This window comes from Streptosporangium sp. NPDC023963 (genome assembly GCF_040639135.1).
In the GTDB taxonomy this organism is placed as follows: domain Bacteria; phylum Actinomycetota; class Actinomycetes; order Streptosporangiales; family Streptosporangiaceae; genus Streptosporangium.
In genome coordinates, this window is record NZ_JBEZZK010000004.1 from 273046 (window position 1) to 300041 (window position 26996).

The following is a 26996-nucleotide window of genomic DNA, read 5'->3' on the forward strand; positions in this document are numbered from 1 at the left end:
TGACACTGCGTCATAAAAGGTTTCCTCGTCGCGGAGTGATCATGAGCGAAGCGCCCTTCTCCGAAGTCCTCAGGAACGCCACCTGGGGTGATCACGAGTCCGCCGAGGACGAGAGCTACCTCAAGGCGCTGATGGCGGGCGACCTCAGCCCCGAGGCCTACGGCGAGATGGTCGCCCAGCACTACTTCGCCTACGTGGCCCTGGAGAGCGCCTCCCGCTCGCTGGCCGCGGATCCCGTCGCGGCGCCGTTCGTCATTCCCGAGCTCTACCGGGAGGAGGCGCTGGTCCGCGACCTGGAGACGATCTACGGGTCCGGCTGGAGGTCCAGGATCGAGCCGTCCAAGCCGACCCTGACCCTGGTCGCCCGCATCAACCAGGCGGCCACCTGGCCGGGCGGCTACATCGCCCACCATTACACCCGCTACATGGGCGACCTGTCCGGCGGGCAGTTCATCCGGATGGAGCTGCAGAAGATCTACGGCTACCAGCCGGGCGGCGGCGTCGACTTCTACCTCTTCGACGGGATCGGCAGCCTGCCCCGCTTCAAGAACGAGTACCGGGCCCGGCTGGACGCGCTCCCCCTGAACGAGGCCGAGAAGGGGCGGCTGATCCGCGAGACCAGGCTCGCGTACCAGCTCAACACCGAGGTCCTGGGCGAGCTCGGCCGGGTGGCCCGGTCCGGGCTCGCCGCCTGACCTCGCCCGCCTCGCCTCAGGACCTCGCCCGCCTCGCCTCAGAAGGAGTAGGGACCGAAGCGGCCCCAGGCCACGAAGGCGGCCAGCACGAGGAGCACCACGTTGACCACGATCCCCGGATACTCCTTGCGCCGGAGGTGCACGACGAGGGCGCCGATCATCGTGACCACCAGGGCCGCGGCGGCGATCGGGGTCAGGACGGGCAGGACGCCGGTGACGGCGGGCAGGACGAGGCCGATCCCGGCCAGCACCTCAAGGATGCCGATGATCTTGACCTGGCCGTCCGAGAAGTCCTCCACCCAGGGCATCTGGCCCGACAGGCTCTCGCGGGGCTTGGTGGCCTTGATGAGACCGGCGAAGAAGAAGGCTCCGGCGAGCAGGATCTGCACGACCCAAAGGGCGATGTTCATGGTGTTCTCCGAGAGGATAAGTGAAGGCAGCCCTTCGCTTGGGGGGCTACCGTAGCATAACCGCAGGATGGCCTTCACTTTGTAGAATCTGTTCATGGACGCGTGCAAGAGGCGGGGATTGCGCAAGGACGCCGAGATCAACCGGGAGCGGATCGTGGCGGCGGCGCGGGTCGCGTTCCGCGAGGGCGGGCTCGACGTGCCCCTGGAGGAGATCGCCCGCCGGGCGGAGGTGAACATCGCCACGCTCTACCGGCGCTTCCCCGACCGCGAGGCGCTCATCGAGGCGATCCTGGCCGACCGCATGACCGAGTTCGTCGAGGCCGCCGAGGCGGCGGAACTCGCCGGCGACCCGTGGGAGGGGTTCGCCGGGCTGGTCGAGCACATCTGCGGCATGCAGGCCGCCGACCAGGGGGTGACCGAGGGTCTCACCTCCTGCTTCCCCGGGGCGGCGCTGGAGGCGCCGAGGGCACGGGCGCTGGCGGCGGTCGACCGGGTGATCGAGCGGGCCCGCCGCTCCGGGACGCTGCGCGCCGACTTCACCGGCCAGGACCTGATGCTGATCATGATGGCCAACGCCGGGGTGCTCGGCTCCACGCGCTGCGCCGCCCCGGAGGCGTGGCGGCGGCTGATCGGCCTGATCCTCGACGCGTGCCGCGCCGGCCGCGCCGACCGGGCCGCCCCGCCGCTCCCCCCGGCCCCCAGCGCCGAGGACATGCGCAACGCGATGCTCACGGCCCGTCTCCATCGCTGACCCCGCCACGGGCCCCGCCTGACGAGGTGCCGGCGCTGTGCGACCATGGGGCCATGCCCCGGATTTCGGCCGCGACCATCGGCGAGCACCGCGTCCAGACCCAGGATCGCATCCTGCGGGCGGTCTCGCGTCTCTCCCGGGACCAGGGCATCGACGCCATCTCCATGACCGACGTGGCGAACGAGGCCGAGATCACCCGCACCGTCCTGTACAACTACTTCCCGGACAAGGCCGCGCTGCTGCTCGCCTTCACCGAGCGGGTGACGCACTACTTCATCGACAGCTACGAGCGGGAGCTGCCCGGCCGGGCCTCGCCCGCCGAGCGGCTGCGGGTCTTCGTCAGGCTCCAGCTCGACGGGCTGCTCGCCCACCCCCACCCCGGCCCCGCCGACCTGTCGGCGGCGCTGGGCCCCGACGCCTACCAGCGCCTGGCCGACCACGTCGAGCCGATGCAGCGCATCCTGACCGGCATCATCGACAGCGGCGTGTCGTCGGGGGACTTCCGGGCCCCCGACGTGGCCGCCGCCGCCCGGATGATCCTCTCCGTCATCGGCGCCGAGCGGATGCCGCTGCTCCGCGGCGAGGTGACGCCCGAGGAGGCCGAGAGGATCGTCTCCGGTTTCGTGCTCCGCGGCCTGGGCTCCGCGAGCGTCCCCGACGGGATCTGAGTCCCGGCCTGGGCTCTCCGAGCGTCCCCTGACGGGAGCTGAGCCTCCCCTGGCCGTACGCGTGCCGGCGGCCGGGACCGTCCGGCCTCTCCGACGTCCGGCCCTCCGGCGGAGCGGGACTCCCCGAGGTCAGCCGGTGCGGGAGAGCCGGCGCGGGCCACCGGGTGAGCGGCGGCCGACGGCCACGTGTCGTGCGGGCACACCGTGGGCGACCATCAGGCCAACACTCGCCGGACCGCCGTTCCCGGTTGCTAGGGTCCGCCCATGTCAGCAGCGAAGGCAGAGATCACCCCGAAGTCACTCGACCGGATCCCCGGTTGGTTCTGGGGCACCGACCAGCGGCTCTTCGAATGGATCCTGTCCGGGCAGGCCACGGAGAACTCCCCCGGCGACCTGCTGGAGCTGGGAACGTACCTCGGCAAGAGCGCGGTCATGATCGGGGCGCACGCGCGTCCCGGTGAGGTGTTCACGGTCTGCGACCTCTTCGAGTCCGAGGCGCCCGAGGCGGCCAACGACGCCGAAACGAGCCGGTCCTACTCCGCGCTCACCCGGGACAGGTTCGAGGAGAACTACCTCACCTTCCACGACGCGCTCCCGCGGATCGTGCACGGCCCGACCTCGATCGTCCTCGACCACGTCGCGGCCGAGTCGTGCAGGTTCGTCCATGTGGACGCCTCGCACCTGTACGTACACGTACGACAGGACGTCATGTCGGCCAGGAAGGTCCTGCGTCCCGACGGGATAGTCGTCTTCGACGACTACCGGAGCGTGCACACGCCCGGGGTGGCGATGGCCGTCTGGGAGGCGGTGGCGAACCTGGGCCTGGCGCCGATCTGCGTCAGCACGCAGAAGCTCTACGCGACCTGGGGGGACGCGGCCCCGGTCCGGGAGCGCCTGCTGCGCTGGCTGGAGTCCCGCGAGGACCTGTGGCACACCACGGACGCGTTCGACGGCTGGGAACTCGTCCGGGTCAACCAGATCAAGAAACCCGCGCCTCCCGCGGGTGACGCCGCCACGCTGAGGAAGCTCGGCGAGGAGCTCCAGCGCACCACGGCGGAGCTGAGGAAGGCGATGGCGGAGTCACGGGCCGCGACCCAGGCCCTGAAGAAGGCCACCTCGGAGATCAGCCTGGCCGGTCCCGTGGTGCGGCGTGCCGTGCGGTGGACCCGCAGGGTCGCCCGGCGCGGACGCGCCTGATCCGGACGTCGCCCCTGTCGCCCCTGTCGCCGCCGGATCGCTCACGATCGCCCGGCCTGCCCGCGCGGGTGCCTCCGCCCGGCGGCGTCGTCACGGTCGGCCGGCGCCCGGAACGCTCCCCGTAGGATCAGTCTGGTTCAGGCGGATCAGGGTGACGCCGTACGCGACGATCCAGACGACCCACATCAGCCAGCCGGCGAGGCCCAGGAGACCGAGCGGTCCGGCGCGGTCGATGACCAGCGGGGTGAGGGTGGCCGAGCCGAACAGCAGCGCGGCCGAGATCAGCCCCACGGTGCCGTGCCACGGCCGGATGAGACCGGCGCGCAGGCCGGCGACGGACAGGCCGATCAGGGCGAGGGCCAGGAAGGTGCCGTTGAGGGTGAACAGCGCGTCGTGCAGGACCCGCAGTCCCCCGGTCGCGGGGCTGTGCCGCGCGGTCGTCGACGTGAGCGCGAGGCGGATCGCGATGACCGCGGCGAAGGTGACGTTCTGCAGGGCCAGGCCGGTGAATCCGAGCAGTGACCACGCCTCGTCCCGGCCGCGCTCGAAGCGCCGCAGCGCGGAGACGGCACCCGCGCCGAACAGCGTGGCCAGCAGCCAGGCGGTGGGAGTGAGCGCGGACGCGACGGCGACGACGCCGCCCCGGGTGCCGAAGAACGCGTCGACCTCGCCGATCTCGGCACCGGTGAGCGGCAGGCCCGCGGGCACCATGATCGCGTTGGCGAGGACGATCGTGGCGGCGAAGCCGATGGCGGCGAGGCCGGTGATCCGGGGGAAGCCGAGGGCGGTCTCTCCGCGAGATTTACGCAACATATATTCATTATAAGCCTCGTAAAGTCATTGAGGGGGAACCGGTGAACGCAGAGCCGGACCGGCGCCGTTACGACTCGTTGCGCCGGGCGACGCAGGCGCGGGAGACCCGGGTGGAGATCGCCGTCGCCGCCCGCAGGCTGTTCGTCTCCCAGGGGTGGGCGGCGACGACCGTGCGGGAGGTCGCCCGCGAGGCGGGAGTCTCGGTGCCGACGGTCTACGCGGCGTACGGGAACAAGGCAGGGCTGACCCGGGCTCTGGCGGACGCGGCGGACCTGTCGGCCGACGTACCGCGGATGCTGGAGACGCTGGAGGCCTCGGCGGCGGATCCCGGGCGGCAGCTCGCGGCGATGGCCGCCTACGACCGGCGGCTGTTCGAACGCGCCGGTGACGTCATCGCGCTGGTCCGCGAGGCGGCCCGCACCGAGCCCGAGCTGGCGGCGGCCTACCGCGAGGGCCGCGGACAGGGTGACAGGACCCGCGAGCTGGTGTTCTCGTCCTGGCCGGACGGCGTCCTGCGACGCGGCCTGGACGTGCGCTCCGCCGTCGACGTCTACGCCGCCCTGTGCAACATCGACGTCTACACCACGCTCACCGTCGAACGCGGCTGGTCACCCGACCGCGTCGAGCGGTGGTGGAGCGAGGCACTGGCCCGCGAGCTCCTGCGCTGACGTCCCCTCCGCGACGGCCCGGCAGCCGCTCAGCCCGGCGGGAGGCGGGCGGGGATCCGCTCCAGGATCCCCCCGGCGAAGACGTCGTAGAGGCCGGTCGTCTCCAGATGCACGTAGCCGATGTGGCAGTCGCACATCGCCGCCGGACATGCCGCGGCCCTCGGGCTGAACGTGCCGTCGTAGAGGTTGCCGAGCACGGCCGGGACGAAGTGGCAGCGCCGCACGGTGCCTTCGCCGTCGACGGAGATCACGCTGTCTCCGGTACGGCAGGGCAGGCCCGCGCTCCGGTGCGGCGTCCGGCTGTGGTGGAACAGCGGGTCGATCGCCGTCCAGGCGCCCGCCTCGTCGTCGGTGTAAACGGCGCCCTCCGCGGCGTTCACCCAGACGTACACCTCCCCCGGCAGGTCGGCCCGGACGCGGCGGGCCTGGCCGAGGTGCTCGGGCAGCCCGACGACGCCGACGCTGAAGCGGACCCCGCGCGCGACGAGGTCACGGCAGCGGCCGAGGAAGCGCTCGTACGGGACCTGGCCGGGATGGTAGGTCACCCAGAGGGCGAGCGTGTCCAGGTCGGCCTCGGCCAGCCATCCGGGCCGGCAGCTGAAGTTGGTCTGGATGGCGACCCGCCGCACGTGGGGCAGGTGGCTCAGCTCGACCATCGCCCGGCGGTACCAGGACCGGACGAGGCCCTCGCCCCAGGGGGTGAACAGCACCGAGACCGGGTGGTCCCGCCCGGCCACCCACGCGGTGAACCGCTCCAGCGCCGCCCGGTCCCTCGCCAGCCGCCCGCGATCGTCGCGCCGCTTGGCGAACGGGCAGTAGGGGCAGTCGTAGTCGCAGCTCGCCAGCGGCCCCCGGTAGAGGATCGTCAGCTCGCCCGCCTGCGTCGTCACCGGTCCTCGTATCGGGCCATCAGGGCGCGGACCCTGCCGGAGAACAGCGCGGGGCCGATCGCGTCGGAGTGGGCCAGGCCCTCGGCGGTGAGCCGGAGCCGGCCGGGCTCGCCCCTCCCGCCTCCGGGCGGCGGGGCGTCGCGCTCCAGCAGGCCCCGCGCCGCCAGACGCTCCAGCTCCGCGCCGAAATGGGCCTCGGGACCGGCTCCGAAACGGTCGCGGTAGGCGACGGGGTCGAGACCGTCGGCCTGGAGCAGCGACTGGATGAGATGGCGGCGGCGCCGGTCGTCGTCGTCCAGCCGGAACCCCACGTTGGCGACCGCGAACTCCCCGGGGGCCAGGCGCACGTAGTCGTCGATGATCGCGCGCACCTGGCCGGCGCCGACCGCGTACTCGTAGGAGTAGTGCAGGCCGGAGGTGTAGGAGCGGGCACCGCAGCCGAGGCCGACCATGCCGTCGCTCTGGCAGGTGTACTCGGCGGGGCTCGCGCGCCCGGGGAGCCGGAACATCCGCATCGAGACCTGCTCGTACCCGGCGGTGAGCAGGTGGTCGCGACCCTGGCGGTAGAGGGTGAGGCGGTGGTCGTCCCAGTCGCGGGCACGGCGCCCGAGGCCGGTGAGCGGGCGGACGTACAGGGGGTAGAGGTAGATCTCCTCGGGCTTCCAGGCGAGCGCGGCGTCCAGCGAGTGACGCCAGGACGCCTCCGTCTGCCCGTCGATGCCGTAGATCAGGTCGATGTTGAGCGCCTCGAACCCGGCCTCGCGGATCCGGCCGAGCGCCGTCTCGACCTCCCGCCGCCGCTGCGGCCTGACCGCCGCGCGGGCCTCGGCGTCGACGAAGCTCTGCACGCCGATCGAGACGCGGGTCGTCCCCCGCTCGGCGAGGACGGCGAGCCGGTCGGCCGTCGCGGTCGCCGGGGAGGTCTCCACCGACATCGGCACGGCCCGCAGGTCGGCGCCCGTGATCCGCTCGGTGAGGTCGAACATCCGGGTGAGCTCGGCGGCGCTCAGGTAGGTCGGCGTGCCGCCGCCGACGGCCGCCGCCGCGAAGCGGGGATCTCCCAGGGCGTCCCGTACGGCGCCCGCCTGGCGTTCCAGCGCGTCGAGATAGGCGGCGACGAGCTCCTCGGGGGCGCCGGTCCTGGTGAACAGGTTGCAGAAACCGCAGCGCATCTCGCAGAACGGGATGTGCAGGTAGAGGAAGAGGCGTTCGACGGCCTCTCCCGCCCACACCTCGGCCAGCGACGGCCGCGGGTCCAGCGGCCGGTAGGCCGTCTTGTGCGGGTACGCGTAGACGTAGCCCTGGTACGGGCCCGCCTCCGCCGGGGCACCGGCGGCCGGGGGCGCCGTGGAGAGGGGCAGGACGGGAGGTGCGGGAGGTATGGGAGGTGCGGGAAGCACGGGAAGCACGGGAAGCACGGCGCGCCCGCCGTCCGCCGTCCGCGGCACCCGGCCGGAACCTGTGCTCATCGCCATTGCCCCCGCTCCATCGTGAACTCCCCGTAGGGCACGGTCCAGACGACCTCGTGACCGATCCTGTGCCCGGTGTATCCGTCTTCACCGTAGGCGGTGCCGTGATCGGAACAGACGATCGCGAACCCCGGCCGCCGGTCGCTCATCAGCGCGAACAACCTGCCGATGTGCCGGTCGACGTATTCGAGCGCGGCGGCCTGGCTCCGGCGGCTGTCGCCGTGCTCGCGGGTGGCCCCGGGCAGGTGGAACCAGTTGGGCTGGTGCAGCGCCGAGACGTTGACGAACAGGAAGACCGGCCGGTCGGCTCCCGCCACCGCCCGCTCCGCGCGGGCGATCTGCGCCTCGAAGGAGGCGGGCGCGGTGACCCCGAACCCCGGCTCCCAGTGGCTCTCGGCGAACATCCCCGGCAGCGCGGACCCGAGCGGGGTCAGCTTGTTGAAGAACCCGACCCCCCCGACGCAGACCGTGTGGTAGCCCGCTCCCGCCAGCCCCGCGGGCAGGTCGGGGGCGTCGAACACCCAGGTGCCCGGGGCCGTGGTCTCGCTGCCGGGGAACGCGGCGGCGAACGGGCGGGGGTGCGGTCCCGGCGCGACGGGGGTCGGCAGGAAACCGGCGAGGATCGCGGCGTGCGCCGCGTAGGTGAAGCTCCCCGGGCTGTGCCGGCGCTCCCATCGCCCGCCGGGCAGCGCCCGCGCCAGGGTGGGCAGCCGCCCGGCGGCCATCAGCTCCTCCGCCACGTCGTACCGGAGGGTGTCGAGCGTCACCAGCAGCAGGTCGTGGCTGCCCACCACCTCGTTCATGTCACGCACGGGGCCTCCCGCTCCCCTGCCGGGGCGGGCCTGCCTCTCGCGGGGCATACCGGTCTCCCGCCGGGGTGCGCCGCTCTTTCGCCGATACGTACCTGGCTCCCGCCGGGGCGTACCGGTCCTTCGCCGGCACATGCCGGTCTTTCACCGGGGCGTGCCGGGCGAGAATCGCGCGGACCTGGGCGCCATAGGTGTCGAGGCCCTCGGCCCCGCTACCGGGCAGGCCCTCCAGCCGGGGGAGCAGGTCGCCGAACGCGTTGACCTCGGCCACCGCGAACTCCCGCCAGTCGACCCCGATCATCAGATCGACCCCGACGGCCAGGCTCCCGGGGAAGCGGGCCGCCGCCCGCGCGCAGATCTCCAGGGCCCGCTCCCACCCGCGGGGGCCGAGACCGGCGACAACGGTGCCCAGGTCACCCCGTACGCCACCGAGGTGGAGGTTGGTCATCGGCCCGCGGCTCGCACGGACGACCGCGTGGGTGGGCGTGCCGTCCACGACGACCACCCTCAGGTCGATCGCGCGCCCGCCGACGCTCGCCTTGGGGAACCAGCGCTCGACGTGGAGGCCGTCCCGGGCCAGCAGGTCGACGATCGCCGCCAGGTCGGCCTCGTCCTCGTAACACCTGAGCCGCAGGGAGTTGTGCAGCTCGCCGGAGGCCGGCTCCGCCGAGGTCACCGCCCTGACCCGGCGGCCCGACGCGTGCAGGGCGATGATCCCGGAGGCCGACGAGCCGTGGGCCGGTTTGACGAACACCCGGCCCCAGCGGGCCTCCCCCATCCGCTCGCGCAGCTCGGCGTAGCCGCCGACCGGCCCGGCGAGGGCCGGCGGCACCGGCACCCCGGCCGCCGACAGCCTGGCGTGGCACAGCCGCTTGTCGAACATCACCGCCACGTCCTCGACGTCGGCGAGCAGCACGGCCTCCGGCGTCGCGGCCACGGCCCGGCGGACCCGGTCGGCCCCGGCGACGAACCCGGCGTGCCAGCGGGCGCCGCCGCCGACCCTGGACGGCTCGCCGGGGCCACGCAGCAGCGCGTCCGCCTCGGCGTCCTCCCCGGGCGAGTCGATCCGCACCAGCGTCCCCGGCTCGATCCCGATCTCCTCGCCGCGCAGCACGGACGTCCACGGCACGACGGCGGGCTCGGCCAGCCCCTGCCGGGCGCAGGCGTCGGCGAACATGGTCACCCGCCGGTCTCCCGGCGTGCCGACGACGGCGATCGTGGGGACTCGACGGTCGCCGTCAGTGCCACCGGCGGCGATCGCGGGCACCCGCCGGTCGCCCGGCCTGCCACCGGCGGCGATCGTGGTCACTCGGCGACCGCGACGTAGCGCCACTCGCCGTCGGCCTCCTTCTGATCGGACACGTCGAGCTCGACGCCGGAGCCGGAGAACGCCGCCGTGAGACGCCCGACCATGGCGTCGGTCAGGTAGTGGTGGTGCAGGTCCAGGCGTGCGAGGTGGGTCAGGGGCCGTCCCGACAGCAGGGCCTCGGCGCCCCGGTCGGTGAGCACGCCCATCGACTGGGAGAGCGACTCCAGCCGGGCCACGACGGGGGCGGAGGCGACGAGAGCGGCGACCTCGTCCTGGATCTCGCTGTTCTGCAGCCCCAGGTGCCTGAGCGCGGGCAGCCGCTCGCCGGACAGGATGTTCTCCAGGTCGGCGGCGGTGGTCTCGCCGCCGTACTCGCTCGTGCCGAGCCAGGCCTCCAGATACTCGAGCGCGGGGAACTCGCTCATGCCGACCCCCCTGACCACGGAGGCGGGCAGCCCGCCCGCCTCGAAGCGCAGCACCCTGAGGTGCTCGTGCCGGACCGGCCGCAGCTCCAGGCCCGTCCCGCCCCGGACCTCCAGCCGCTCCAGCAGCGGGAAGGCCTCCAGCAGCGGCGTGACGTCGCTCTGCTGGATCCAGGAGATCTCGCACTCCTCCTGCGGCATCGCGGCGAAGAAGAGCGAGCGCAGGGCGGGGAAGCGCGCCGCGCTCTCCGACAGCAGCCGGACGGGAGCCGACGCCTCCTTCTCGTAGGCGTCCTCCCAGCCTCCGACGATGAGCGCCCTGACCTCGGCGGTGTCGACGGTCTCGATGAAGCGCGCGAAGTGCTCCTCGAAGGTCTCCTTGGCGTCGTAGACGCGGACCGAGACGCGCCACGCCGCCTCGCCGGCCGGGGGGTGGGGGGCGCCTGGAGGGCGCAGGCTCACGATGGGCAGGCCCGCGTAGTCTCCCCGGTAGAGACCGTCGACGTGGTCGTTGAACTCTGTGTGGTCCATCGGAGGCTCCCCGTCAGGCTCGGCTGTGTCACGACTGTCCTACCAGAGGCGCGCGACGCTTCCGGCCGTACCGCCGAGGTCACTCCCCTGATCCTCCGGAGCCCTGCCCGGATCCTCCGTCCCCATTTCCGAAAACGCCCACGGGATTACCGGCGAGATCCTTCCCGGGCCGCTCGCGTGATCGCCTCCGGAGGCGATCACGGGGGCTCTGACACCGGTCAGGCCAGTACGCGCGGTCGGCGATGATGAACGGCATGGACAATGGTCACATCCGTTTCGCCTCCGCGAAGGGCCGCTGGGTTCTCCTCACCACCGTGCTCGGCTCCGGCATGGCCATGCTGGACGGCACGGTCGTCAATGTGGCCCTGCCCTCGCTCGGCGCCGATCTCGGCGCCGACATGGCCGGCCTGCAGTGGACGGTCAACGCCTACACCCTCACCCTGGCGGGCCTGATCCTGCTCGGCGGATCACTCGGGGACCGGTACGGCAGGCGCAAAATCTTCCTGGTCGGCGTCGTCTGGTTCGCCGTCGCGTCGGCCCTGTGCGGCCTGGCGCCCAACGTGGAGACGCTGATCGCGGCCCGCGCCCTGCAGGGCATCGGCGGTGCGCTGCTCACCCCGGGATCCCTCGCCATCATCCAGGCCTCCTTCGACCGCGGGGACCGGCCCAGGGCGATCGGGGCGTGGTCGGGCCTGGGCGGGGTGGCCGCGGCCATCGGCCCGCTGCTCGGCGGGTGGCTGGTGGAGACGGCCGGATGGCGCTGGGTGTTCCTGATCAACCTGCCGCTCGCGGCGCTCGTCGTGGCGGTCGCCGTACGGCACGTCCCGGAGAGCAGGAACGCCTCGGCAGGCGGCCGGTTCGACGTCCTGGGCGCGGTGCTGGCGGCGCTGGCGCTGGCCGGGATCACCTACGGCCTGATCGACCTGGAGATCGTCCCGGTCGCGGCGGGCGTGCTGCTGGGCACCGCGTTCGTCTGGCTGGAGATCAGGCGCTCGCCCGAGGCGCTCGTACCGGTCGAGGTCTTCTCCTCGAGGGTGTTCACCGCGGTCAACGTCGTCACCTTCATCATGTACGCCGCGATGGGCGTGGTGTTCTTCCTCCTGGTCGTCCAGCTGCAGGTGTCGGCGGGCTTCTCCCCGGTGGTGGCGGGGACCTCGATGATCCCGGTGACGATCCTGATGTTGCTGCTGTCGTCGCGCGCGGGCGAGCTGGCCAAGCGCCTCGGGCCCCGGCTGCCGATGACGGGCGGCATCCTGCTCTGTGCCGGGGCCCTGCTGCTGATGTCGCGGATCGGCCCCGGCTCGTCGTACGTGGTGGACGTGCTGCTTCCGGCGACCCTGTTCGGGCTGGGCCTGTCGGCGGCGGTCGCGCCGCTCACCGCGACGGTGCTGGCCACCGCCGCCGAGCGCCACGCGGGGGTGGCCAGCGGCGTCAACAACGCCGTCGCCAGGACCGGCGGGCTGCTCGCGGTGGCCGCGATCCCCCCGCTGGCCGGGCTGACCGGCGACGCCTTCGACTCCCCCGAGATCTTCACCGCCGGATTCCACACGACGATGCTGATCAGCGCGGCGATGCTGGGCGTCGCCGCCCTGATCACCTTCCTCACCATCCGGGAGAACGTGCTGATCCAGGAGGAGACGAAGCTGGGCTGCCCGGTGACGGCCCCCCAGCCGGGCAAGTGAACCTCAGAAGGTGAACGCCTGGCTCCGGACGCTGTTGTCGAAGTTGGACACCAGCAGCTCGGGCTCGCCGACCGAGCGGATCTCCGGCAGCCGGGTGAACAGCGCGCGGAACATCGCCTTGATCTCCTGCCTGGCCAGGTTGGCGCCCAGGCAGAAGTGCGGCCCGGGGCCGCCGAAGCCCACGTGGGGCTTGGTGTCGCGGGTGATGTCGAACCGGTCGGCGTCGGGGAAGACCGTCTCGTCGCGGTTGGCCGAGCCGTAGAAGAGCACGACCTTGTCGCCCGCCTTCAGCTGCAGGCCGCGCAGGTCGTAGTCCTCGGTGACGGTACGGCGGAACTGCATGATGGGCGAGACGTGGCGGACCATCTCCTCGATCGCGCCGCCGATGTGCGCGTCGAAGTCGCCGGCCAGCAGGCTCCGCTGCTCGGGGTGGTCGGTCAGCAGCTTGATGCCGTGCGCCATGGTGTTGCGGGCCGTCTCGTTGCCCGCCACGAGCAGCAGCGTGAAGAACGACCCCAGCTCGCGGTCGGTCAGCCGCTCGCCGTCGACGTTGGCGGTGACGAGCGCCGAGACGAGGTCGCCCTGCGGCTCCCGCGCGCGATCCTTGCCCAGGTTGATCACCAGGCGCTGCAGGGCGAGCAGCGCGAGCGTGTTCTGGGCGGCCATCCTGACGGTGTGCGCCAGGCTGGGCCGCACGCCGGAGTAGGCGGTGGAGATGTCGACGTGCTGGTGGACCTTGGCCCGCACGTCGTCGGGGACGCCCATCATGTCGCAGATGACGTGGATGGGCAGCTTGGCGGCCACCTGGCCGACGAAGTCGCCGGGCCCCGAGGCGATCACGTCGTCGACGATCCGCGCGCAGGCTGCGTCGATGTCGCCCTGCAGGTTGGCCAGCATCTTCGGGCTGAACGCGCGGGAGACGATGCGGCGCAGCCGGGCGTGCCGGGGGTCGTCCATGTTGACCATGGACTCGCCGAACACGTGTTTGACCCAGCCGGGCGGCTCGGGACTGGTCACGCCGGGCTCGCTGGAGAACACCTTGGCGTTGCGGCTGGCCTCCACCACGTCGGCGTGCCGGACCAGCGCGTAGAAACCCTTGCCCGAGCGGAGCAGCGGGACCCGCTTCTCCTCGAAGAACACCGGCTTGTCGAGATCCCGAAGCCGCGCGAACGCCTCATGCCGCTCCTTGAGCGGCCGCCGCCAGAATCCCAGGTCGGCCAGGTCGATTTCCATGCCGTCAATCCTGGCATGCTCTTTATGCGTACCGGCCACGCGGATTTCATGTCCCGGTGGGCCACGTGTCCGAATCACCGGAAACCATGACAGGTATGAGAGCCTCGCTCCTCACCTCCGCGGTCCTCGCGTTCCTGCTGGTCCCCGCCTCCCCCTTCCCGGCCCACGCCTCGGCCGCCGCGTGCTCCGGCGTCCCCTCCGACCTCGACGGCGACGGTCGGGCCGATCTCGCGGTCGCCGCTCCCTACACCCGCACCGGCGGCCACGCCCGCGCGGGGGCGGTCACCGTGCTGTACGGCATGCGCACCGCCGGGAAGCTGACCCAGGACGACCCCGGGGTGCCCGGCGAGGCCGAGACCGGCGACTCGTTCGGCTCGGCGCTGGCGACCGGCGACTTCGACGGCGACCGCTGCGCCGACCTGGCCGTGGGCGTCTCCGAGGAGGACCGCTCCCGGCCGGGAGAGGACGGCGACGGCGCCGTGCAGCTGTTCCACGGCTCACCCGGCGGCCTGCGGCCCGGCGAGCTGATCGACGCCGGGGACCTGGGCCGTAAGCGCGAGCCTGGGCGGTTCGGCGCCGCGCTCGCCGCGGGGGACCTGGACGGCGACGGCGACGACGAGCTGGTGATCGGCGCTCCCGGGCTGGGCGGCGGCGCGGTCGGGGTGTACGGGCTCAAGGGGCGTAAGCCGTACATGATCACGCAGGAGACCGGCTGGGTGGGGCAGCGCGAGCGGGAGACCGACCAGTTCGGCGCGGTGCTCGCCACCGGGGACTTCGACGGGAACGGCCGGGCCGAGATCGCCGTGGGCGCGCCCGCGGACACGCTGCTGAAGAACGGTCAGGGCTCGGTCACCGTCCTCGACCTCCGGCGCCGCAGGGCGACCGCGCTCACCCAGGACACCCCCGGGATCGGCGGCCTCGCCGAGGTCTGGGACTTCTTCGGCACCGCCCTGACCACCGGCGACTTCGACGCCGACGGCCGCGACGACCTGGCGATCGGCGTGCCGGGCGAGGGGCTCAGCGACAACCAGCGGGCGATGGACTACGGCGACGGCACCGTGCACGTCGTCTACGGCTCCGGCTCGGGGCTGCGCACGGCGGGCTCCGAGTCCTGGTCGCAGCGCTCCCTGAAGGGGGAGCCGCGCTACTTCGACCGCTTCGGCGCCGCCCTCGCGGCCGGGGACCTCAACGGCGACGGCGACGACGAGCTGGCGATCGGGGTGCCGGGCGAGAACGCCGTCCAGGTGCTCGCGGGAACCCGCTCCGGCGGCCTCACCAAGAACCACAACCTGCTGGTCACCGGGAAGGGCGGCGATTTCGGCGGGGCCCTGGCCGCGGTCGCGGGCCGCGGCCTGGTCGTCGCCGCCCCGGGCGACGGCAGGCTCACCCTGCTGCGCGGGACCGTGCGGAAGGGCTCCTACCCGGGCGTCCGCCCGTCGACGGCGAGAACCCTGGACAGCGCTCCCGGCGACACCCTGTTCGGCTACACCTTCGCGGGCCCGTCCTCCCGGCGGTAGAGGCCCGCGACTCCCGGCGACAGAGGCCCGCGACGGCGGAGGCCCGCGGTGGCGGGACCTCCACGTCCCGGACGACCCGGGCTACCTCGCCTGGACGGCGGCGAGGCGGTCCAGCCACTCGGTCAGCAGACGCTGTTCCGCGCCGCTGAGGATCGTCTGTTCGGGCAGCGCGGCGCGCAGGGCGCGGGCCGCGCCGGCCGGGCCCGGGTCCCGCACGGCGGGCTCCCGGGTGGTCACGGCGGCGATCATGGATTCCCGGAGAGTGGTCAGCAGGGCCGGGTCGCGCCGGTCTTCGGGCAGGGTCAGCCAGGTGAGCACGGCACCGCGCGCCGTGGCGTGGATGAGCGTGACCGCGAGTTCCTCGTCGACGCGGAGCCAGCCGCCGACGGCGAGACGCCGGATACGGCCCATCAGGATCTCCATGCCGGCCTTGAAGGCGGCCGACGTCTCTTTCGCGGGCTCGCTGTACATCAGCGTGTACAGCGCGGGATTGGCCAGGCCGAACTCGACCGCCAGGTCCCAGCCGGCCCTCAGGTCCTCGACGGGATGACGCGGCTCCGGATCGACGTGCTTGGTCTTGAGAAACGCGGCGAAGCCGTGCTCGGCCACCGCGTCGAGCAGCCCGTCCTTGTCGCCGAAGAGGCGGTAGATGGCCGGTGGTTGCACTCCCGCCGCGACCGCGACCGCGCGGGTGGTGACCGCGTCGCGCCCCTCGCGCGCCAGCAGGCCGGCGGCGGCCTCGATGATCCGCTGCCGGAGCTGCTCGCGGCCCAGGGCCGCGGTGTCGGACCCGTCGTCCTCGCCTTGTGAACTCGATGCCATTTTCCAACGATACCGCACTGATGGTTCCATCGATAATTTCAGTGATACGGTGATAGTGATTCCAATGGAAACAACAGGTGAAGAGGCGCGGAATGCCGGACAAGATAAAGATCGTGGCACTTGAGGAACACGTCGTCCTGCCCTCGCTGCTCGACGCGTGGGCCAGGGCGGGTGTGCCGCGAATCCCGCAGCTCGGCTTCGGCGACGAGCCCTTCGCGCGGCGGCTGCGGGACGTCGGGGAGGCGCGTCTCGCCGACATGGACGACCAGGGCATCGATGTCGCGGTCCTGTCCCTGGCCTCGCCGGGCGTGCAGAACCTCGCGCCCGAGGACGCCGTCGGCGTGGCCCGAGAGGTCAACGACACGCTGGCCGAGATCGTCACCGGGCGGCCCGACCGGTTCCAGGCCTTCGCGGCCATCCCCACCGCGGCGCCCGAGGCCGCCGCGGCCGAGCTGGAACGCGCGGTGACCCGGCTCGGCCTCCCCGGTGCGATGCTGTACGGCCGCACGGGGGACAAACTGGCCGACGCCCCGGAGTTCGACGACCTGTACGCCACGGCCGAGCGCCTCCGGGTGCCGCTGCACTTCCATCCCCAGACTCCGGTCCCCGAGGTGCTCAAGGCCTACTACTCGGGCTTCGACGACGGGGACGGGCCGGCCCGCGGTACCGGGATGGGGCTCGCGACGGCGGGCCTGGGCTGGTACTACGACCTGGGTGTCCAGTATCTACGGATGATCTTCTCCGGCGTCTTCGACCGGCATCCCGGATTGCAGGTGATCGCGGGGCACTGGGGCGAGGTCGTCCTGTTCTACCTCGACCACACCGGGGTCATGGCGCACAACGCCAAGCTGGAGCGCCCGCTCGCCGACTACTTCACGCGGAACTTCTGGGTATGCGGCAGCGGGACGGTCAGCGAGCGCTACATGAGGTGGACGTCGGAGGTCGTCGGGACCGAGCGCATGATGTACTCGACCGACTACCCCTACACCTTCGGGACCCGGCCCGGCGGATTCCCCTTCCTCGACACGGCCGGCGGGGTCGCCCGCTCGTTCCTCGAGCAGGCCCCCTTCACCCACGAGGAGAAGGCCGCGATCGGGTCCGGCAACTGGGAGAAACTGACCGGGCACGTCAGGGCGGTCACGGCGCGCGGCGAGCACGGCCCGGCTCGGCGGTCCGCCTCGACCGGCCGCTGACCACGACGACCGGCCGCTGATCACGACGACCGGCCGAGGTGCGCGGGGAGAGGCTCGGACCGGCCTGATCGACATGAGCCGCCACCGGCGGGAGGAGGCGGGAGAAGGATGTCGGCCGCTTGATTCACGCCGCTACCTAAGATGATGGGCATGTTCGACGCACAGCAGAGGACCGTCCGCGATCTGCGCCGGGGGAATCGGGCGATCGTGCTGCGCGCCCTCTACTTCGAGGGGCCCGCCAGCCGCCAGGAGCTCAGCGAGACCATCGGGCTCAGCCCCGCCACCGTGAGCAACGTGACGGGAGACCTGCTCGCGAGCGGGATCATCGTCGAGGCCGGTCTGGCGGACTCCGACGGGGGCAGGCCCCGGGTGCTGCTGCGGGTCAACACCACCCACGGCTACGCCGTCGGCGTCGACGTCGGCGAGACGCACGTGCGCGTCGAACTCTTCGACCTGGACATGAACCGGCAGGCCAGGGCCGAGTATCCGCTGCGCCCGGCCGGGCACGACGTCGATCAGGTCGTCCGCCACATCCTCGCGGGCATCGACGTGGTCCTCGGCGAGAGCGGCGTGCCCAGGGAGCGGGTGCTCGGCGTGGGGGTGGGGGTTCCGGGAGTCGTCGAGACGGGGCCCGACGCCCTGATCCACGCCCCGACCTTCGGGTGGGACGCGGTCCCGCTCGGCAGGCTGCTGCGGGCGGGCACCGACCTGCCGCTCTTCGTGGACAACGGCGCCACGTCGATGGGACAGGCCGAGTTGTGGTTCGGCGTCGGGCGCAGGGCCAGGCACGCCGTGGTGGTGCTGATCGGCTCGGGGGTCGGGGCGAGCATCATCACCGACGGAGCCACCTATTTGGGGGCCAACAGCAGCGCCGGCGAGTGGGGCCACACGAAGATCATGATCGGCGGGCACCGGTGCCGCTGCGGCGGGGAGGGCTGCCTGGAGGCGTACGTGGGGGCCAGGGGCATCCTGGAACGTGCCGGGGTCTGGACGGAGGCCGTCGACGAGCAGGCCGAGCTGGCCGCGCTGGTGGCCGCGGGCTCCCCGGTCATCGACGAGACCGTCACCTACCTGGGCGTGGGGCTGGCCAACCTGATCAACCTGTTCAACCCCGAGCGGATCATCATCGGCGGCTGGGCCGGCGTGCTGCTCGGCGAGCACCTGCTGACGAGGATCAGGAAGGTCGTCGCGGACAACTGCCTGGCGCAGCCGTACAAGACGGTCTCCATCGGCCTGGGCCGCCTCGGCGTCGACTCGGTGGCGCTGGGCGCCGCCACCCTCGTGATCGAGGATCTCCTGCAGGCGAACCCGGTCGCGAGGCCGAACGGTCTCTCCCCGCGCCCCCGGAACCGGGCCGGGATCTGATCCCCGGGCTCCCGGGACAGGGGGCGGGGCCCGGTCAGCGGATGCGCGTGCTGGCCTTGATCTTGCGGCCGATCTCCTTGCGGAGCTTGCGGATGTCGGCGTCGGCGTCGGACGTGACGATCACGCCGAACGTGGCGGTGGCGGTGCCCCGGCGCGAGCCGGCCCAGGCCCGGATCCGCACGGTCGTCGAGTCACCCCGGTCGAGAGAGGTGATCCAGCAGGACAGGCTGCGGCCCTTGACGGAGCATTTGACGCTGCGCGGCTTGGAGATCACCCGGATCTTGCGGAAGCGTTTCGAGAAGTCCCCGACGAGCGCCACGTAGTGCTGGCCGCGGGCCTTCCTGTTGCGGACCTTGACGGAGTAGACGAGGGATCCGCCCCGGTGGACGTGCTTGGGGAAGGTGATCACGTACCCGAAGTCGGAGGACGCCGCGGCGGCGGGCGCGACCGCGGGTGCGGCGGATGAAGCGGATAAGGCGGATCCGGCGGCTGTCGCAGGGGTCGGGGAGAGGAGGGTACCGCCCAGCGCCGCGGCGAGTGCCGCGGCGGTGAGCCTCGTGGCGAGGGGACTCATAAGCGGCATCATCCAATAAATCTTCCAGAATTCCTCTCACGTTTCAGGTCAGGGCCGCCTGTCCGACGGGACGTTTCAGGTCAGGATCGCGTGCCCGGGCGACTCGTTTTCAGGTCAGGGCCGCGTGGCCTGACGGCACGGTGAACCGGGCGCCGGTCTTGGCGGGGGCGCCGCGCCTGCTGATGTAGTCGAGCGTGCGGAAGTCCGCGCGCAACTCCTCCTGGGTGACCCGGCAGACGATGTAGCCGCGCCGCTGGTCGAGATAGGAGATGTGCGGGTTCTCCGCGACCGTCTCGGCGATCCGGCCCTCGTCCCGGTAGCCGTCGCCGTCGCTGGCGATCGAGGAGGTGACGAGTTCCACCGCCACGCGGGGCGAGTCGGGGTCGTCGAAGTCGAGCCTCAGGTCCGCCGCGTGGTGCATGTGCGCGTCGCCGGTCAGCACGACCGGGTTGGAGGCGCCCGAGTCGCGGAAACCGGTCAGCAGGCGGGTGCGCTCGGCGGCGTAGCCGTCCCAGGAGTCCATGTTGACCTCGGTCCCCGGCCCGACCTTGGAGTCGCGCTGGGCCATCAGGATCTGCTGGCCGACCAGGTTCCAGTGGGCGTCCGAGCTCGCGAGGCCGTCCAGCAGCCAGCGCCGCTGGTCCTCGCCGAGCAGGGTGCGGCCGGTCGCGAGCCGGTCGTCGCAGCCGGACCTGAGCCCGTCCTCGCACGCCTGGTCGTCGCGGAACTGCCGGGTGTCGAGCAGGTGGAAACGGGCCAGCGGCCCCCAGTCGACCCTGCGGTGCACCCGCATCGACGCCCCGCCGGGCACGCTCGTCCTGCGCAGCGGCATGTTCTCGTAGTACGCCTGGAAGGCGTTGGCCCTGCGCCGGGCGAACGCCGGGGCGCCGGAGCTGGAGACATCCCCCGCCCAGTTGTTCTCGATCTCGTGGTCGTCGAAGGCCACCAGCCACGGCGCGACCGCGTGCGCCGCCTGCAGGTCGGGGTCGCTCTTGTACTGCGCGTGGCGCATCCGGTAGTCGGCCAGCGTGGCGCACTTGCCCCAGGTGTGCTGCCGGACGCTGCCGCCCAGCGCGGTGTACCCCTGGGGGCCGTACTCGTACATGTAGTCGCCCAGGTGCACGACCAGCTCCGGGTCCTGCTCGGCCAGCCTGCGGTACGCCGTGTAGAAGCCGTGCTCGTAGTGGGCGCAGGCGGCGACGGCGAAGGTCAGCGAGGACGACGCGGCCAACGAGGACACAGCGGACGGGGCCGTACGGGTGCGGCCGGTCGGCGACAGGTGGCCCTCGGCGCGGAACCGGTAGAAGTACTCCCGGCCGGGCTCCAGCCCGTCGATCTCGGCGTGGACGCTGTGCGCCCGCTTCCAGCGCGCGCTCTCGGTGCCCTCGCGGACCACCTGGGAGAACCGCTCGTCGGTGGCGAGCTGCCATTCGACGTCCACGTCCCTGACCGGCATGCCACCCCGGCCGTTCGGGCCGAGCGGGTCGAGGGCGAGCCTGGTCCACAGCACGACGCCGTCCTGCGACGGGTCGCCGGAGGCGATGCCGAGGGTGAACGGGTCACGGGCGAGGGCCCGGGAGGGCATCCGGGAGGGGCCGAGCCCCGCCCCGGTCAGCAACAGGCCGCCCGCACCCGCGGCGGCGACGGAAAGGAACACTCTGCGTGACGGCTTCTGCTCCACGCCATCAGTGCAACCGTTCCAGCTTTCCTCGCCGTGGCCTGCGAATCAAGGCGAGATGAACAGCCGCCGCACAGACGAGTGCCTTACCCAGGGTGATTGAACAACGGCCGACCTCCGGGCGACAGCACGGCGAAGGACCGGCCTCCCGCCGGTGGCCGCGCGGCAGGGAGGCGGGCGCGGCGGGGTCAGCCAAGGTAGGGCTTGAGGTGCGGGGTGAGGGCGCCGCAGCCCAGGTATTTCTCCACGGTGTGGAAGTCGATCCAGTCGAGATCGACCAGGGCCTCCTGGTCCACCCCGGTGAAGCAGGCCCTCAGGCCCGGCGGGATCGCCGCGATGTCGTCCTTGTCGGCGATGTTGACCCACCTCTTGACCTTGCGGGGACGCTCGCCCCAGCCGTTGACCGGGGCGGGCACCAGGCGCTCGAAGATCACGTTGCGCATGCCGAGCGGGCTGCCGAGGGTGATCAGCAGGTCGACCTCCAGGTCGGGGTTGGCCCAGAGCGTCTCGTACGTCACCACGCTGCCCAGCGAGTGCGCGATCACCACCTTGGGGCGGTTCCGCCTGATCACCTCGGCCACGGCCGCCCGGCACTTCGCGCGCGTCTCACCCCCGGCGGCCAGGTAGGCGGCGACCTCGGGGCAGAAGAACGCGGCGAAGTCGGCGGCGTTGACCTCCAGCCGGTCCAGCAGCCAGCCGGTCATCCGGTGCAGGGCGCCGGTCAGCCCCTCCCCCACCGCGTCGAGCTGCTTGGCCCAGGCGACGAAGACCTCCTGGGCGCCGACGTCCATGCTCCGCACGGCGCGTACGGAGTCGTCCTTGCTCTCGCCCAGCAGGTGGGCGTAGTAGGCGATCTCGGTGACGTAGCGCTCCTTGGCGTGCGGTTTTCCGCCGGTCAGGCCCTTGTGCAGGTAGCGGTCCCACTTGTCGCGCATCGCGAGGGCGGCGCCGCCGACCGAGTTACCCGCGTCGCGGTAGTAGCGGTACTTGCCGATACCGTGCACGCCGACGATCGTGTCCATGCGCCCCCGCCTCCTGCTTCGGATGCCCTGCCATCGCGGATGTTTGACCACATGTGCCTTCGGGCAGATGTGTGCCCCCCGGGCAACTGTGGCGGAAGGGAACCCCGCGCCACAAGGCCGATACGACTCCGGCCACGACGCGAAAATCCTCAATCTGGACCAAACTGGGCATAAAACCATTTGATCCACGCTTATGGCTCCTCGGTACCCTGGAAACCCGCACACCCCAGTGAGAAGGAAGTCACCGCCATGCCCGGTCCGCTCCAGATCAGCGGCTCGGTCTCGGTCCCCGAGGCCGAGCTCGGCTGGCGGTTCTCCCGCTCCTCCGGTCCCGGCGGCCAGGGGGTCAACACCACCGACAGCCGGGTCGAGCTCAGCTTCGACCTGGCCGCCACCGAGACGCTGGGCCCCGTCTTCAAGGCCCGCGCCCTCGAACGCCTCGGCCCCCGCCTGGTGAACGGGGTGATCACCATCGCCGCCTCGGAGTTCCGCTCCCAGCTGCGCAACCGCGAGGCCGCGGAGATGCGCCTGGCCCAGATCCTGCGCGAGGCGATCGCCCCGCCGCCCAAGAAGCGCCGCCCGACCAAGCCGAGCAGGGGCGCGGTCGAGCGGCGGATCGCCGCCAAGAAGCAGCGTTCCGACCTCAAGCGGCTGCGCAGGGACCACCACTAGAGCCCGCTCACCGCTTGTTGCGAGGGTTCGCTTCCGGTGCGAGCCCGCTCAGCGCTTACAGCGAGGATCCACTTCCGGTGCGAGCCCGCTTCACGCCGGGTGGCGGGTCGCCCGTGCCGTACGAAAATCACGGATCCGAGCCCGGATGCGGGTCGTGCCGCCGCAGCGGTGACACAGCAGCGGTGACACAATGGCCCCATGTCTGCCGTGCCGAGTGTCCGCGCCGTCCTCCTCGACGACGACCGGCTGGTGGTGTTCCGGCGCACGGTTCCCGGCAAGGAGCTGTACTGGTCCATTCCCGGCGGCCACGTCGAGCCCGAGGACGCCTCCCTGGAGCACACCCTGCACCGCGAGGTCATGGAGGAGCTGGGCGCCGTCGTCTCCGGCGTCACCCCGCTGACCACCCTGGAGTGCCTGCGCGACGAGGGGGTCAAGACCCAGCACGTCTACGGCTGCCGCCTGGTCTCGATGGACCCCGCGCTGCGCTGCGGCCCCGAGTTCGACGACCCGGCCCGCGGCGAGTACGAGGTGGTGCGGCTCCCGCTCGACCCGGCCGAGATCTCCGCCATCAACATCGTCCCCCCGGAGCTCGGCGCCTACCTCGCCGACGCCGCCACCCGCCTGCCCGGCCTGATCGCCTGACCCTCCGCGCCCGAAGGCCCGGGACCGGGATCAGCGCCGCTTGCGGACGTAGAGGCCGAACCACGAGTAACCGAAGTCATCGGTGGATTCCAGGGTGAAGTCGCGGTTGGCCATCAGGGCCAGGTAGCGCTCGTCGTCCTCCACGAAGTCCCTGCTCTTGTGCTTCCTGCCACCGGTGACCAGCCAGACGCGCTCGACACCTTCCAGGGCGGCCGTGAGCTGCGCGGCGGTCCTCGGCGTGCGCCGGCCGGGAGCGTGGGTGAGGTCGCGCAGGTTCCGGTACGCGTCCTCGTACACGGCGGCGAACAGGCGCCGGTTCTCCCCCACGTAGAGCACGGCGTCGCCGGGGCGCTGCCTGGCCAGCAGCGTGGCCGCCATGTCGCGCAGGTTGTCGGGCCGCCTGTCCGGCTCGCGGATCGTCAGATGCGTCGGGACGGTCAGCGCCGCGACGAGGACCAGCCCGATCCAGCCCAGGGCCCGGGGTCGCACGGCGCTCAGGCCCGCTCCCGCCAGCAGCGCCGTCGCGGGGACGGCGAAGAGCACATATCTCGGGTTGAAGACGGGATGAACGATGGAGATCGCCATGGACACGAACGGCAGCAGCGCCCAGGGCAGCGCGACCGCCGTCAGCCGCCCATCGGCGAACGTCCCGAGAAGCACGAGGGCGACCAGGAGCAGCGCCACCCCCACGGTGCCCGCCACCTCCTCGCCGAACCAGGCGACGTCGGTGAGCTTCGACGGCTTCAACCACGACAGCTGCGCCTCGCGCTGACCGGCCGCCAGGAACGCGAGCGGGGCGATCCCGGCCACGGCCACGGCCAGCCCTCCGGCGAACCACGCCACATCGGGCCGGAACGGCGACGGCGACGGCGACGGCGACGGCGACGGCGACGACACACGCCACCACAGCACCGTCCCCACGTGCGCGAGGACCAGGAGCAGCGCGTAGACGTGGAACCAGCCGAGCAGCACCAGGCAGGCCCCGTAGGCCAGATACCACCGGCGGCCCGACCGCCGCGTCGCCTCGACCAGCACCCAGGTGGCCAGGACGGCCACCGCCGTCACGATCGCGTAGCTGCGCGCCTCCTGGGCGTACCGGCTCACCATCGGCAGCGCGACGTAGAGCAGTCCTGCGAGAAGGCCCGCTCCCGGAGTGGCGAGCGTCCTGCCCAGGACCGCGATGCCGTACGCGGCGGCGGCCGTGGCGACGACCGAGGGCAGGCGCATGGCCAGCTCGCCGGTCGAGAACGCGGCGACCGGCCGGAGGATGAGGTAGTAGAGCGCGTGCACCCGGTCGATGCTGTCGAGCAGGTGCCACAGGTCGCCGATGGGCATCGCGGCGGCCAGCGTGCTGACCGACTCGTCACGCCAGAACGAGGGCGTGGTGATGCCCCAGAGCCCGACCAGCATCGCCGCCACCGCCGGTATCGCCTCCGGCAGGCGGGACCGCTCACGGGGCCGGACCCCGTCCTTTTCCGCAACACCCATCACATCGCGCTATTTCACACCATGAACGCGACTGACGTGGCAGTTCAACGGAGCCGGCCCTCGCGCCGGAGAGCGGGACGGGCCGTGGAGCCGGCGGCCGGGCAGTCGCGTTCGGACCGGCCGGGCCGCCGCGCCCCGCGATGACGTTCGGGACCGTTGCCGGGACGTCCCCTGCTCGTCACGGTCGACGGTTCCTCCCTGCCCGCCTCCACGCGCGGAATCCTCTCCGGCCGCCCGACGATCCTGAGGAGCCGATGATCCTGAGGGACCGCCTAGTCATCAAGACATTCGGCGAGGACATCGAGGTCCGGGACTCTCGGGATGGTGATGATCTGGCCTTCACTGAGGCGGTCGGATCGGGAGAGGTGGTTGAGCGCGATCAGATCCGACACCTTGGTCGCATAGGAGCAGGCGACATCCTGAACGCTGCCCTCTTCCGTGACTGGAATTTTCCAATACAGTTCGCCGCCTCCCGGCAGGGATGACGAATCCGGGTAGGGAGGCGGGAAAGGCGAGGGCCGCACAGGGGTGAGGGTCGTGGGCTGCGTATGGACGGGCATGCCGACCGGGGGCGTCGAGGATCTCCCCGGGCCGGACAGGGAAGCCAAATTAGTCCATCCCCAGACAAGGATCGCAAAAACGATCGTAATCGCGGTCGTCGCTGATATCGATCCGGATTTCCGGTCGACGACCAATGTCAGACGATCACTGCGCAGGTGCCGCTGCACGGCCTGGAGGAGGTTGTTCCGATCGAGGAGCAGGGTCATCGCTGACGTCGGATCGACCTCTTCCCGGCCGTCGGGATATCGGTCGATCCACTTGAGGCGTTTCACCAAACTCGGATGCGAGTCCCGCCATTCGGTTTTCTCGACGGGCGGATTATCCCTCAGCTCGGCCAGCCTGCTCCGGGAATCGGGGGCGTCGAGAAGTCTCCTGTAGTCGTCGAACACATCCTCGGGAATTCCCTTACGCCTGCGCATCGGATCGAGGTGATCATTTTGGAACTCCGCCCAGAGAACACCCAGGGCGTACGACATCCGAAGCGCCCGGCCGGCGACCTCTTTCCCGACGACCTCCACCATGGCGGCGTCGGCCTCGATTTCCTGGCGTCGTCGCACCCCGAACGAGATCACACCGTACAGAAACGCGAGCGCGCTGACGATACCGATGACGACAATGGCGTAGAACCTCGTCAGGCGGTTGTTGTGAACCATGTCGGTAAGGTCCTGGAGGACTCTTCTGAGCGCGAGGCCACACCGATAGGTGATCGCCGTGAGCCGGGTGTGCCTGTGCGCGTAGTGTCCCAGCTCGTGGCAGAGGACGGCCTGGAACTCGTCAACGGACATGCCGATGAGGAGGGGGACCCCGATGTGGATGCGTCGCCGCCCTCCCACCAGCCCGAGCATCCGGGTCTGCTCCTCCACCGAGGCGTTGGCCTGCCCGTCCAGGTAAACCTCTTCGGGAGGCGCCGTGCCGACTTTCCCGGCGAGGGATCCGATCATCTCCCAGAGTGCCGGCGCATCGTCAGGTGAGACGCGTACGGCGTGCTCGCGTGGCGACGTCGAGACGCCGACGAAGAAGACAGCGCGCAGGGTGCCCAGCACGACCGGCAGAAAACTCAGCGTCATCAGGGCCGGCACGATCGTGCGCGAGCCGGAGAGCGCCGGATAAGCGGTCATGACGAGCAGGAAGACATAGCCCACGACCAGCAGGCCGGACAGCGCGTACAGCCCGGCGAGGAGCGAGAGGGAGAGCAGAGCTCGCAAGAGGATCACGGTCGTCCGCCTTCCGCCGTGGACATGCCGGCACCGAGCCGTTCGCACATGTGCTCAAGCGCGCGCCCGTCGGCTTCGATCGCCTCGGCCAGCCACTTTTCGGCCATGTCGAGCACCACGAGAAGGGGATCGTCGTCACTGAGCACCACCGAGACCAGGCTCTCGTTCGGCTTCGACTCGGCGATGCCCAGGCTTCGGGCCAGCTTGCGCCTGGCGAGGTACACGGCGCCGGCGATCGTGTTGCGTTTCCCCTCGAGCTTCTGCGCGACCTCGTCCTGGGTGTGTCCCTGCAGGCAGTGCAGCGCCATCACCACCCGTTGTCCGTGAGGCAGGAGGGACAGCTCGTCGAGGACATGACGCACCCACACGGTTTCCTCGACGGTGGCCTGATTGGACACGATCCCATCCAACTCGTCGATGGACGAGACCTTCCCGTCTTTACGCCCCTTCCACGCTCGCTGCCGCAGCACCAGGAGAATCAGACCTTCGGCTTCGTAGAAGGTGGTGATTCGATCCCATCTCTTCCAGGCCGTGACGTAGGCCTCCTGGAGTGCGTCTTCGGCGTCCTGGATGTTTCCGACATAAAACATGGCTCTGGCGAGCATTTTCGAGAAGGTCGCCCTGTGAAAGGTCTCGAAGTCTCCGGCAGGTACGCCACCGTCGCTCATCGGCCCGCTCCGGAGACCGCACCGTGAGACGAG

The 26996-nt window shown here is 71.5% G+C and carries 26 protein-coding genes; 11 read left to right on the plus strand and 15 right to left on the minus strand.

Annotated features, from left to right (window positions below; genetic code table 11):
* Nucleotides 1-41 precede the first annotated feature (41 nt).
* Nucleotides 42-695, plus strand: a complete 654-nt coding sequence (locus AB0F88_RS15710) for a biliverdin-producing heme oxygenase (RefSeq protein ID WP_362683229.1) — start codon at nt 42-44, stop codon at nt 693-695.
* A gap of 38 nt (nt 696-733) precedes the next feature.
* Here the strand turns inward: AB0F88_RS15710 and AB0F88_RS15715 are convergent, their stop codons facing one another.
* Nucleotides 734-1105 carry a DoxX family protein gene (locus AB0F88_RS15715; RefSeq protein WP_362683232.1) on the minus strand — a complete coding sequence of 124 codons (372 nt, stop codon included), beginning with the start codon at nt 1103-1105 and terminating at the stop codon, nt 734-736.
* Between the two features lie 94 nt (nt 1106-1199).
* On the opposite strand from AB0F88_RS15715, the gene AB0F88_RS15720 reads away from it, so the two are divergent.
* The 3 genes from AB0F88_RS15720 (at nt 1200) to AB0F88_RS15730 (ending at nt 3721) form a co-directional block, all read left to right on the plus strand.
* Nucleotides 1200-1856: a helix-turn-helix domain-containing protein gene (locus AB0F88_RS15720; protein WP_362683235.1), complete on the plus strand. Its 657-nt coding sequence runs from the start codon at nt 1200-1202 to the stop codon at nt 1854-1856.
* 53 nt (nt 1857-1909) lie between these two features.
* Nucleotides 1910-2524: a TetR/AcrR family transcriptional regulator gene (locus tag AB0F88_RS15725; protein WP_362683238.1), complete on the plus strand. Its 615-nt coding sequence runs from the start codon at nt 1910-1912 to the stop codon at nt 2522-2524.
* A 264-nt stretch (nt 2525-2788) separates the two neighbouring features.
* Nucleotides 2789-3721 carry a class I SAM-dependent methyltransferase gene (locus AB0F88_RS15730; RefSeq protein ID WP_362683241.1) on the plus strand — a complete coding sequence of 311 codons (933 nt, stop codon included), beginning with the start codon at nt 2789-2791 and terminating at the stop codon, nt 3719-3721.
* 90 nt (nt 3722-3811) lie between these two features.
* Here the strand turns inward: AB0F88_RS15730 and AB0F88_RS15735 are convergent, their stop codons facing one another.
* Complete coding sequence (locus AB0F88_RS15735) at nt 3812-4534, minus strand: hypothetical protein (RefSeq protein ID WP_362683244.1); 723 nt, start codon at nt 4532-4534, stop codon at nt 3812-3814.
* 41 nt (nt 4535-4575) lie between these two features.
* On the opposite strand from AB0F88_RS15735, the gene AB0F88_RS15740 reads away from it, so the two are divergent.
* Entirely contained in the window at nt 4576-5202 is a 627-nt protein-coding gene (locus AB0F88_RS15740) for a helix-turn-helix domain-containing protein (protein WP_362683247.1), read from the plus strand.
* A gap of 29 nt (nt 5203-5231) precedes the next feature.
* Here AB0F88_RS15740 and AB0F88_RS15745 read toward each other — a convergent pair whose 3' ends face one another.
* The 5 genes from AB0F88_RS15745 to AB0F88_RS15765 are packed head-to-tail and all read right to left on the minus strand — an operon-like array spanning nt 5232 to nt 10632.
* The gene (locus AB0F88_RS15745; RefSeq protein WP_362683250.1) at nt 5232-6092 is read right to left on the minus strand and encodes an STM4011 family radical SAM protein; all 861 of its coding nucleotides are present in this window, start codon (nt 6090-6092) and stop codon (nt 5232-5234) included.
* Nucleotides 6089-7567 (minus strand): STM4012 family radical SAM protein, encoded by a 1479-nt coding sequence (locus AB0F88_RS15750; RefSeq protein ID WP_362683253.1) that lies wholly within the window; start codon nt 7565-7567, stop codon nt 6089-6091. The genes AB0F88_RS15745 and AB0F88_RS15750 overlap by 4 nt, the downstream gene beginning before the upstream one ends.
* Nucleotides 7558-8364 (minus strand): STM4013/SEN3800 family hydrolase, encoded by an 807-nt coding sequence (locus AB0F88_RS15755; protein ID WP_362684352.1) that lies wholly within the window; start codon nt 8362-8364, stop codon nt 7558-7560. The genes AB0F88_RS15750 and AB0F88_RS15755 overlap by 10 nt, the downstream gene beginning before the upstream one ends.
* A gap of 1 nt (nt 8365) precedes the next feature.
* The gene (locus AB0F88_RS15760; RefSeq protein ID WP_362683256.1) at nt 8366-9679 is read right to left on the minus strand and encodes an STM4014 family protein; all 1314 of its coding nucleotides are present in this window, start codon (nt 9677-9679) and stop codon (nt 8366-8368) included.
* Complete coding sequence (locus tag AB0F88_RS15765; protein WP_362683259.1) at nt 9676-10632, minus strand: STM4015 family protein; 957 nt, start codon at nt 10630-10632, stop codon at nt 9676-9678. Before AB0F88_RS15765 ends, AB0F88_RS15760 begins: the two co-directional genes overlap by 4 nt.
* Nucleotides 10633-10886: 254 nt before the next feature.
* Here AB0F88_RS15765 and AB0F88_RS15770 point away from each other — a divergent pair, with 254 nt between their 5' ends.
* Complete coding sequence (locus AB0F88_RS15770; RefSeq protein WP_362683262.1) at nt 10887-12314, plus strand: MFS transporter; 1428 nt, start codon at nt 10887-10889, stop codon at nt 12312-12314.
* Nucleotides 12315-12317: 3 nt separating this feature from the next.
* On the opposite strand, the gene AB0F88_RS15775 is transcribed toward AB0F88_RS15770, so the two are convergent.
* Nucleotides 12318-13547 (minus strand): cytochrome P450, encoded by a 1230-nt coding sequence (locus AB0F88_RS15775; protein ID WP_362683265.1) that lies wholly within the window; start codon nt 13545-13547, stop codon nt 12318-12320.
* A 95-nt stretch (nt 13548-13642) separates the two neighbouring features.
* On the opposite strand from AB0F88_RS15775, the gene AB0F88_RS15780 reads away from it, so the two are divergent.
* Entirely contained in the window at nt 13643-15064 is a 1422-nt protein-coding gene (locus AB0F88_RS15780) for an FG-GAP repeat protein (RefSeq protein WP_362683268.1), read from the plus strand.
* A gap of 81 nt (nt 15065-15145) precedes the next feature.
* Here AB0F88_RS15780 and AB0F88_RS15785 read toward each other — a convergent pair whose 3' ends face one another.
* Nucleotides 15146-15886 carry a helix-turn-helix domain-containing protein gene (locus AB0F88_RS15785; protein ID WP_362683271.1) on the minus strand — a complete coding sequence of 247 codons (741 nt, stop codon included), beginning with the start codon at nt 15884-15886 and terminating at the stop codon, nt 15146-15148.
* A 92-nt stretch (nt 15887-15978) separates the two neighbouring features.
* Between AB0F88_RS15785 and AB0F88_RS15790 the strand changes: the two genes are divergently transcribed.
* The gene (locus AB0F88_RS15790) at nt 15979-17079 is read left to right on the plus strand and encodes an amidohydrolase family protein (protein WP_362683274.1); all 1101 of its coding nucleotides are present in this window, start codon (nt 15979-15981) and stop codon (nt 17077-17079) included.
* Nucleotides 17080-17229: 150 nt separating this feature from the next.
* Nucleotides 17230-18444: an ROK family transcriptional regulator gene (locus AB0F88_RS15795; protein ID WP_362683277.1), complete on the plus strand. Its 1215-nt coding sequence runs from the start codon at nt 17230-17232 to the stop codon at nt 18442-18444.
* A gap of 34 nt (nt 18445-18478) precedes the next feature.
* On the opposite strand, the gene AB0F88_RS15800 is transcribed toward AB0F88_RS15795, so the two are convergent.
* The 3 genes from AB0F88_RS15800 to AB0F88_RS15810 form a co-directional block, all read right to left on the minus strand.
* Entirely contained in the window at nt 18479-19018 is a 540-nt protein-coding gene (locus AB0F88_RS15800; RefSeq protein ID WP_362683280.1) for a hypothetical protein, read from the minus strand.
* Between the two features lie 109 nt (nt 19019-19127).
* On the minus strand, nt 19128-20675 hold the full coding sequence (locus AB0F88_RS15805) for an alkaline phosphatase D family protein (protein WP_362683283.1): 1548 nt from the start codon (nt 20673-20675) through the stop codon (nt 19128-19130).
* 209 nt (nt 20676-20884) lie between these two features.
* Nucleotides 20885-21718, minus strand: coding sequence for a hypothetical protein (locus AB0F88_RS15810; protein ID WP_362683286.1), 834 nt, complete (start codon nt 21716-21718; stop codon nt 20885-20887).
* A 249-nt stretch (nt 21719-21967) separates the two neighbouring features.
* Here AB0F88_RS15810 and arfB point away from each other — a divergent pair, with 249 nt between their 5' ends.
* Both arfB and AB0F88_RS15820 read left to right on the plus strand, forming a co-directional pair.
* Entirely contained in the window at nt 21968-22390 is a 423-nt protein-coding gene (gene arfB / locus AB0F88_RS15815) for an alternative ribosome rescue aminoacyl-tRNA hydrolase ArfB (RefSeq protein ID WP_362683289.1), read from the plus strand.
* Nucleotides 22391-22588: 198 nt separating this feature from the next.
* The gene (locus AB0F88_RS15820) at nt 22589-23032 is read left to right on the plus strand and encodes an NUDIX hydrolase (RefSeq protein ID WP_362683292.1); all 444 of its coding nucleotides are present in this window, start codon (nt 22589-22591) and stop codon (nt 23030-23032) included.
* Between the two features lie 30 nt (nt 23033-23062).
* Here the strand turns inward: AB0F88_RS15820 and AB0F88_RS15825 are convergent, their stop codons facing one another.
* The 3 genes from AB0F88_RS15825 to AB0F88_RS15835 form a co-directional block, all read right to left on the minus strand.
* The gene (locus AB0F88_RS15825; protein WP_362683295.1) at nt 23063-24520 is read right to left on the minus strand and encodes a glycosyltransferase family 39 protein; all 1458 of its coding nucleotides are present in this window, start codon (nt 24518-24520) and stop codon (nt 23063-23065) included.
* Nucleotides 24521-24792: 272 nt separating this feature from the next.
* Nucleotides 24793-26295, minus strand: a complete 1503-nt coding sequence (locus AB0F88_RS15830; RefSeq protein WP_362683298.1) for a M48 family metalloprotease — start codon at nt 26293-26295, stop codon at nt 24793-24795.
* The gene (locus AB0F88_RS15835; protein WP_362683301.1) at nt 26292-26963 is read right to left on the minus strand and encodes a sigma factor-like helix-turn-helix DNA-binding protein; all 672 of its coding nucleotides are present in this window, start codon (nt 26961-26963) and stop codon (nt 26292-26294) included. The genes AB0F88_RS15830 and AB0F88_RS15835 overlap by 4 nt, the downstream gene beginning before the upstream one ends.
* Nucleotides 26964-26996 lie beyond the last annotated feature (33 nt).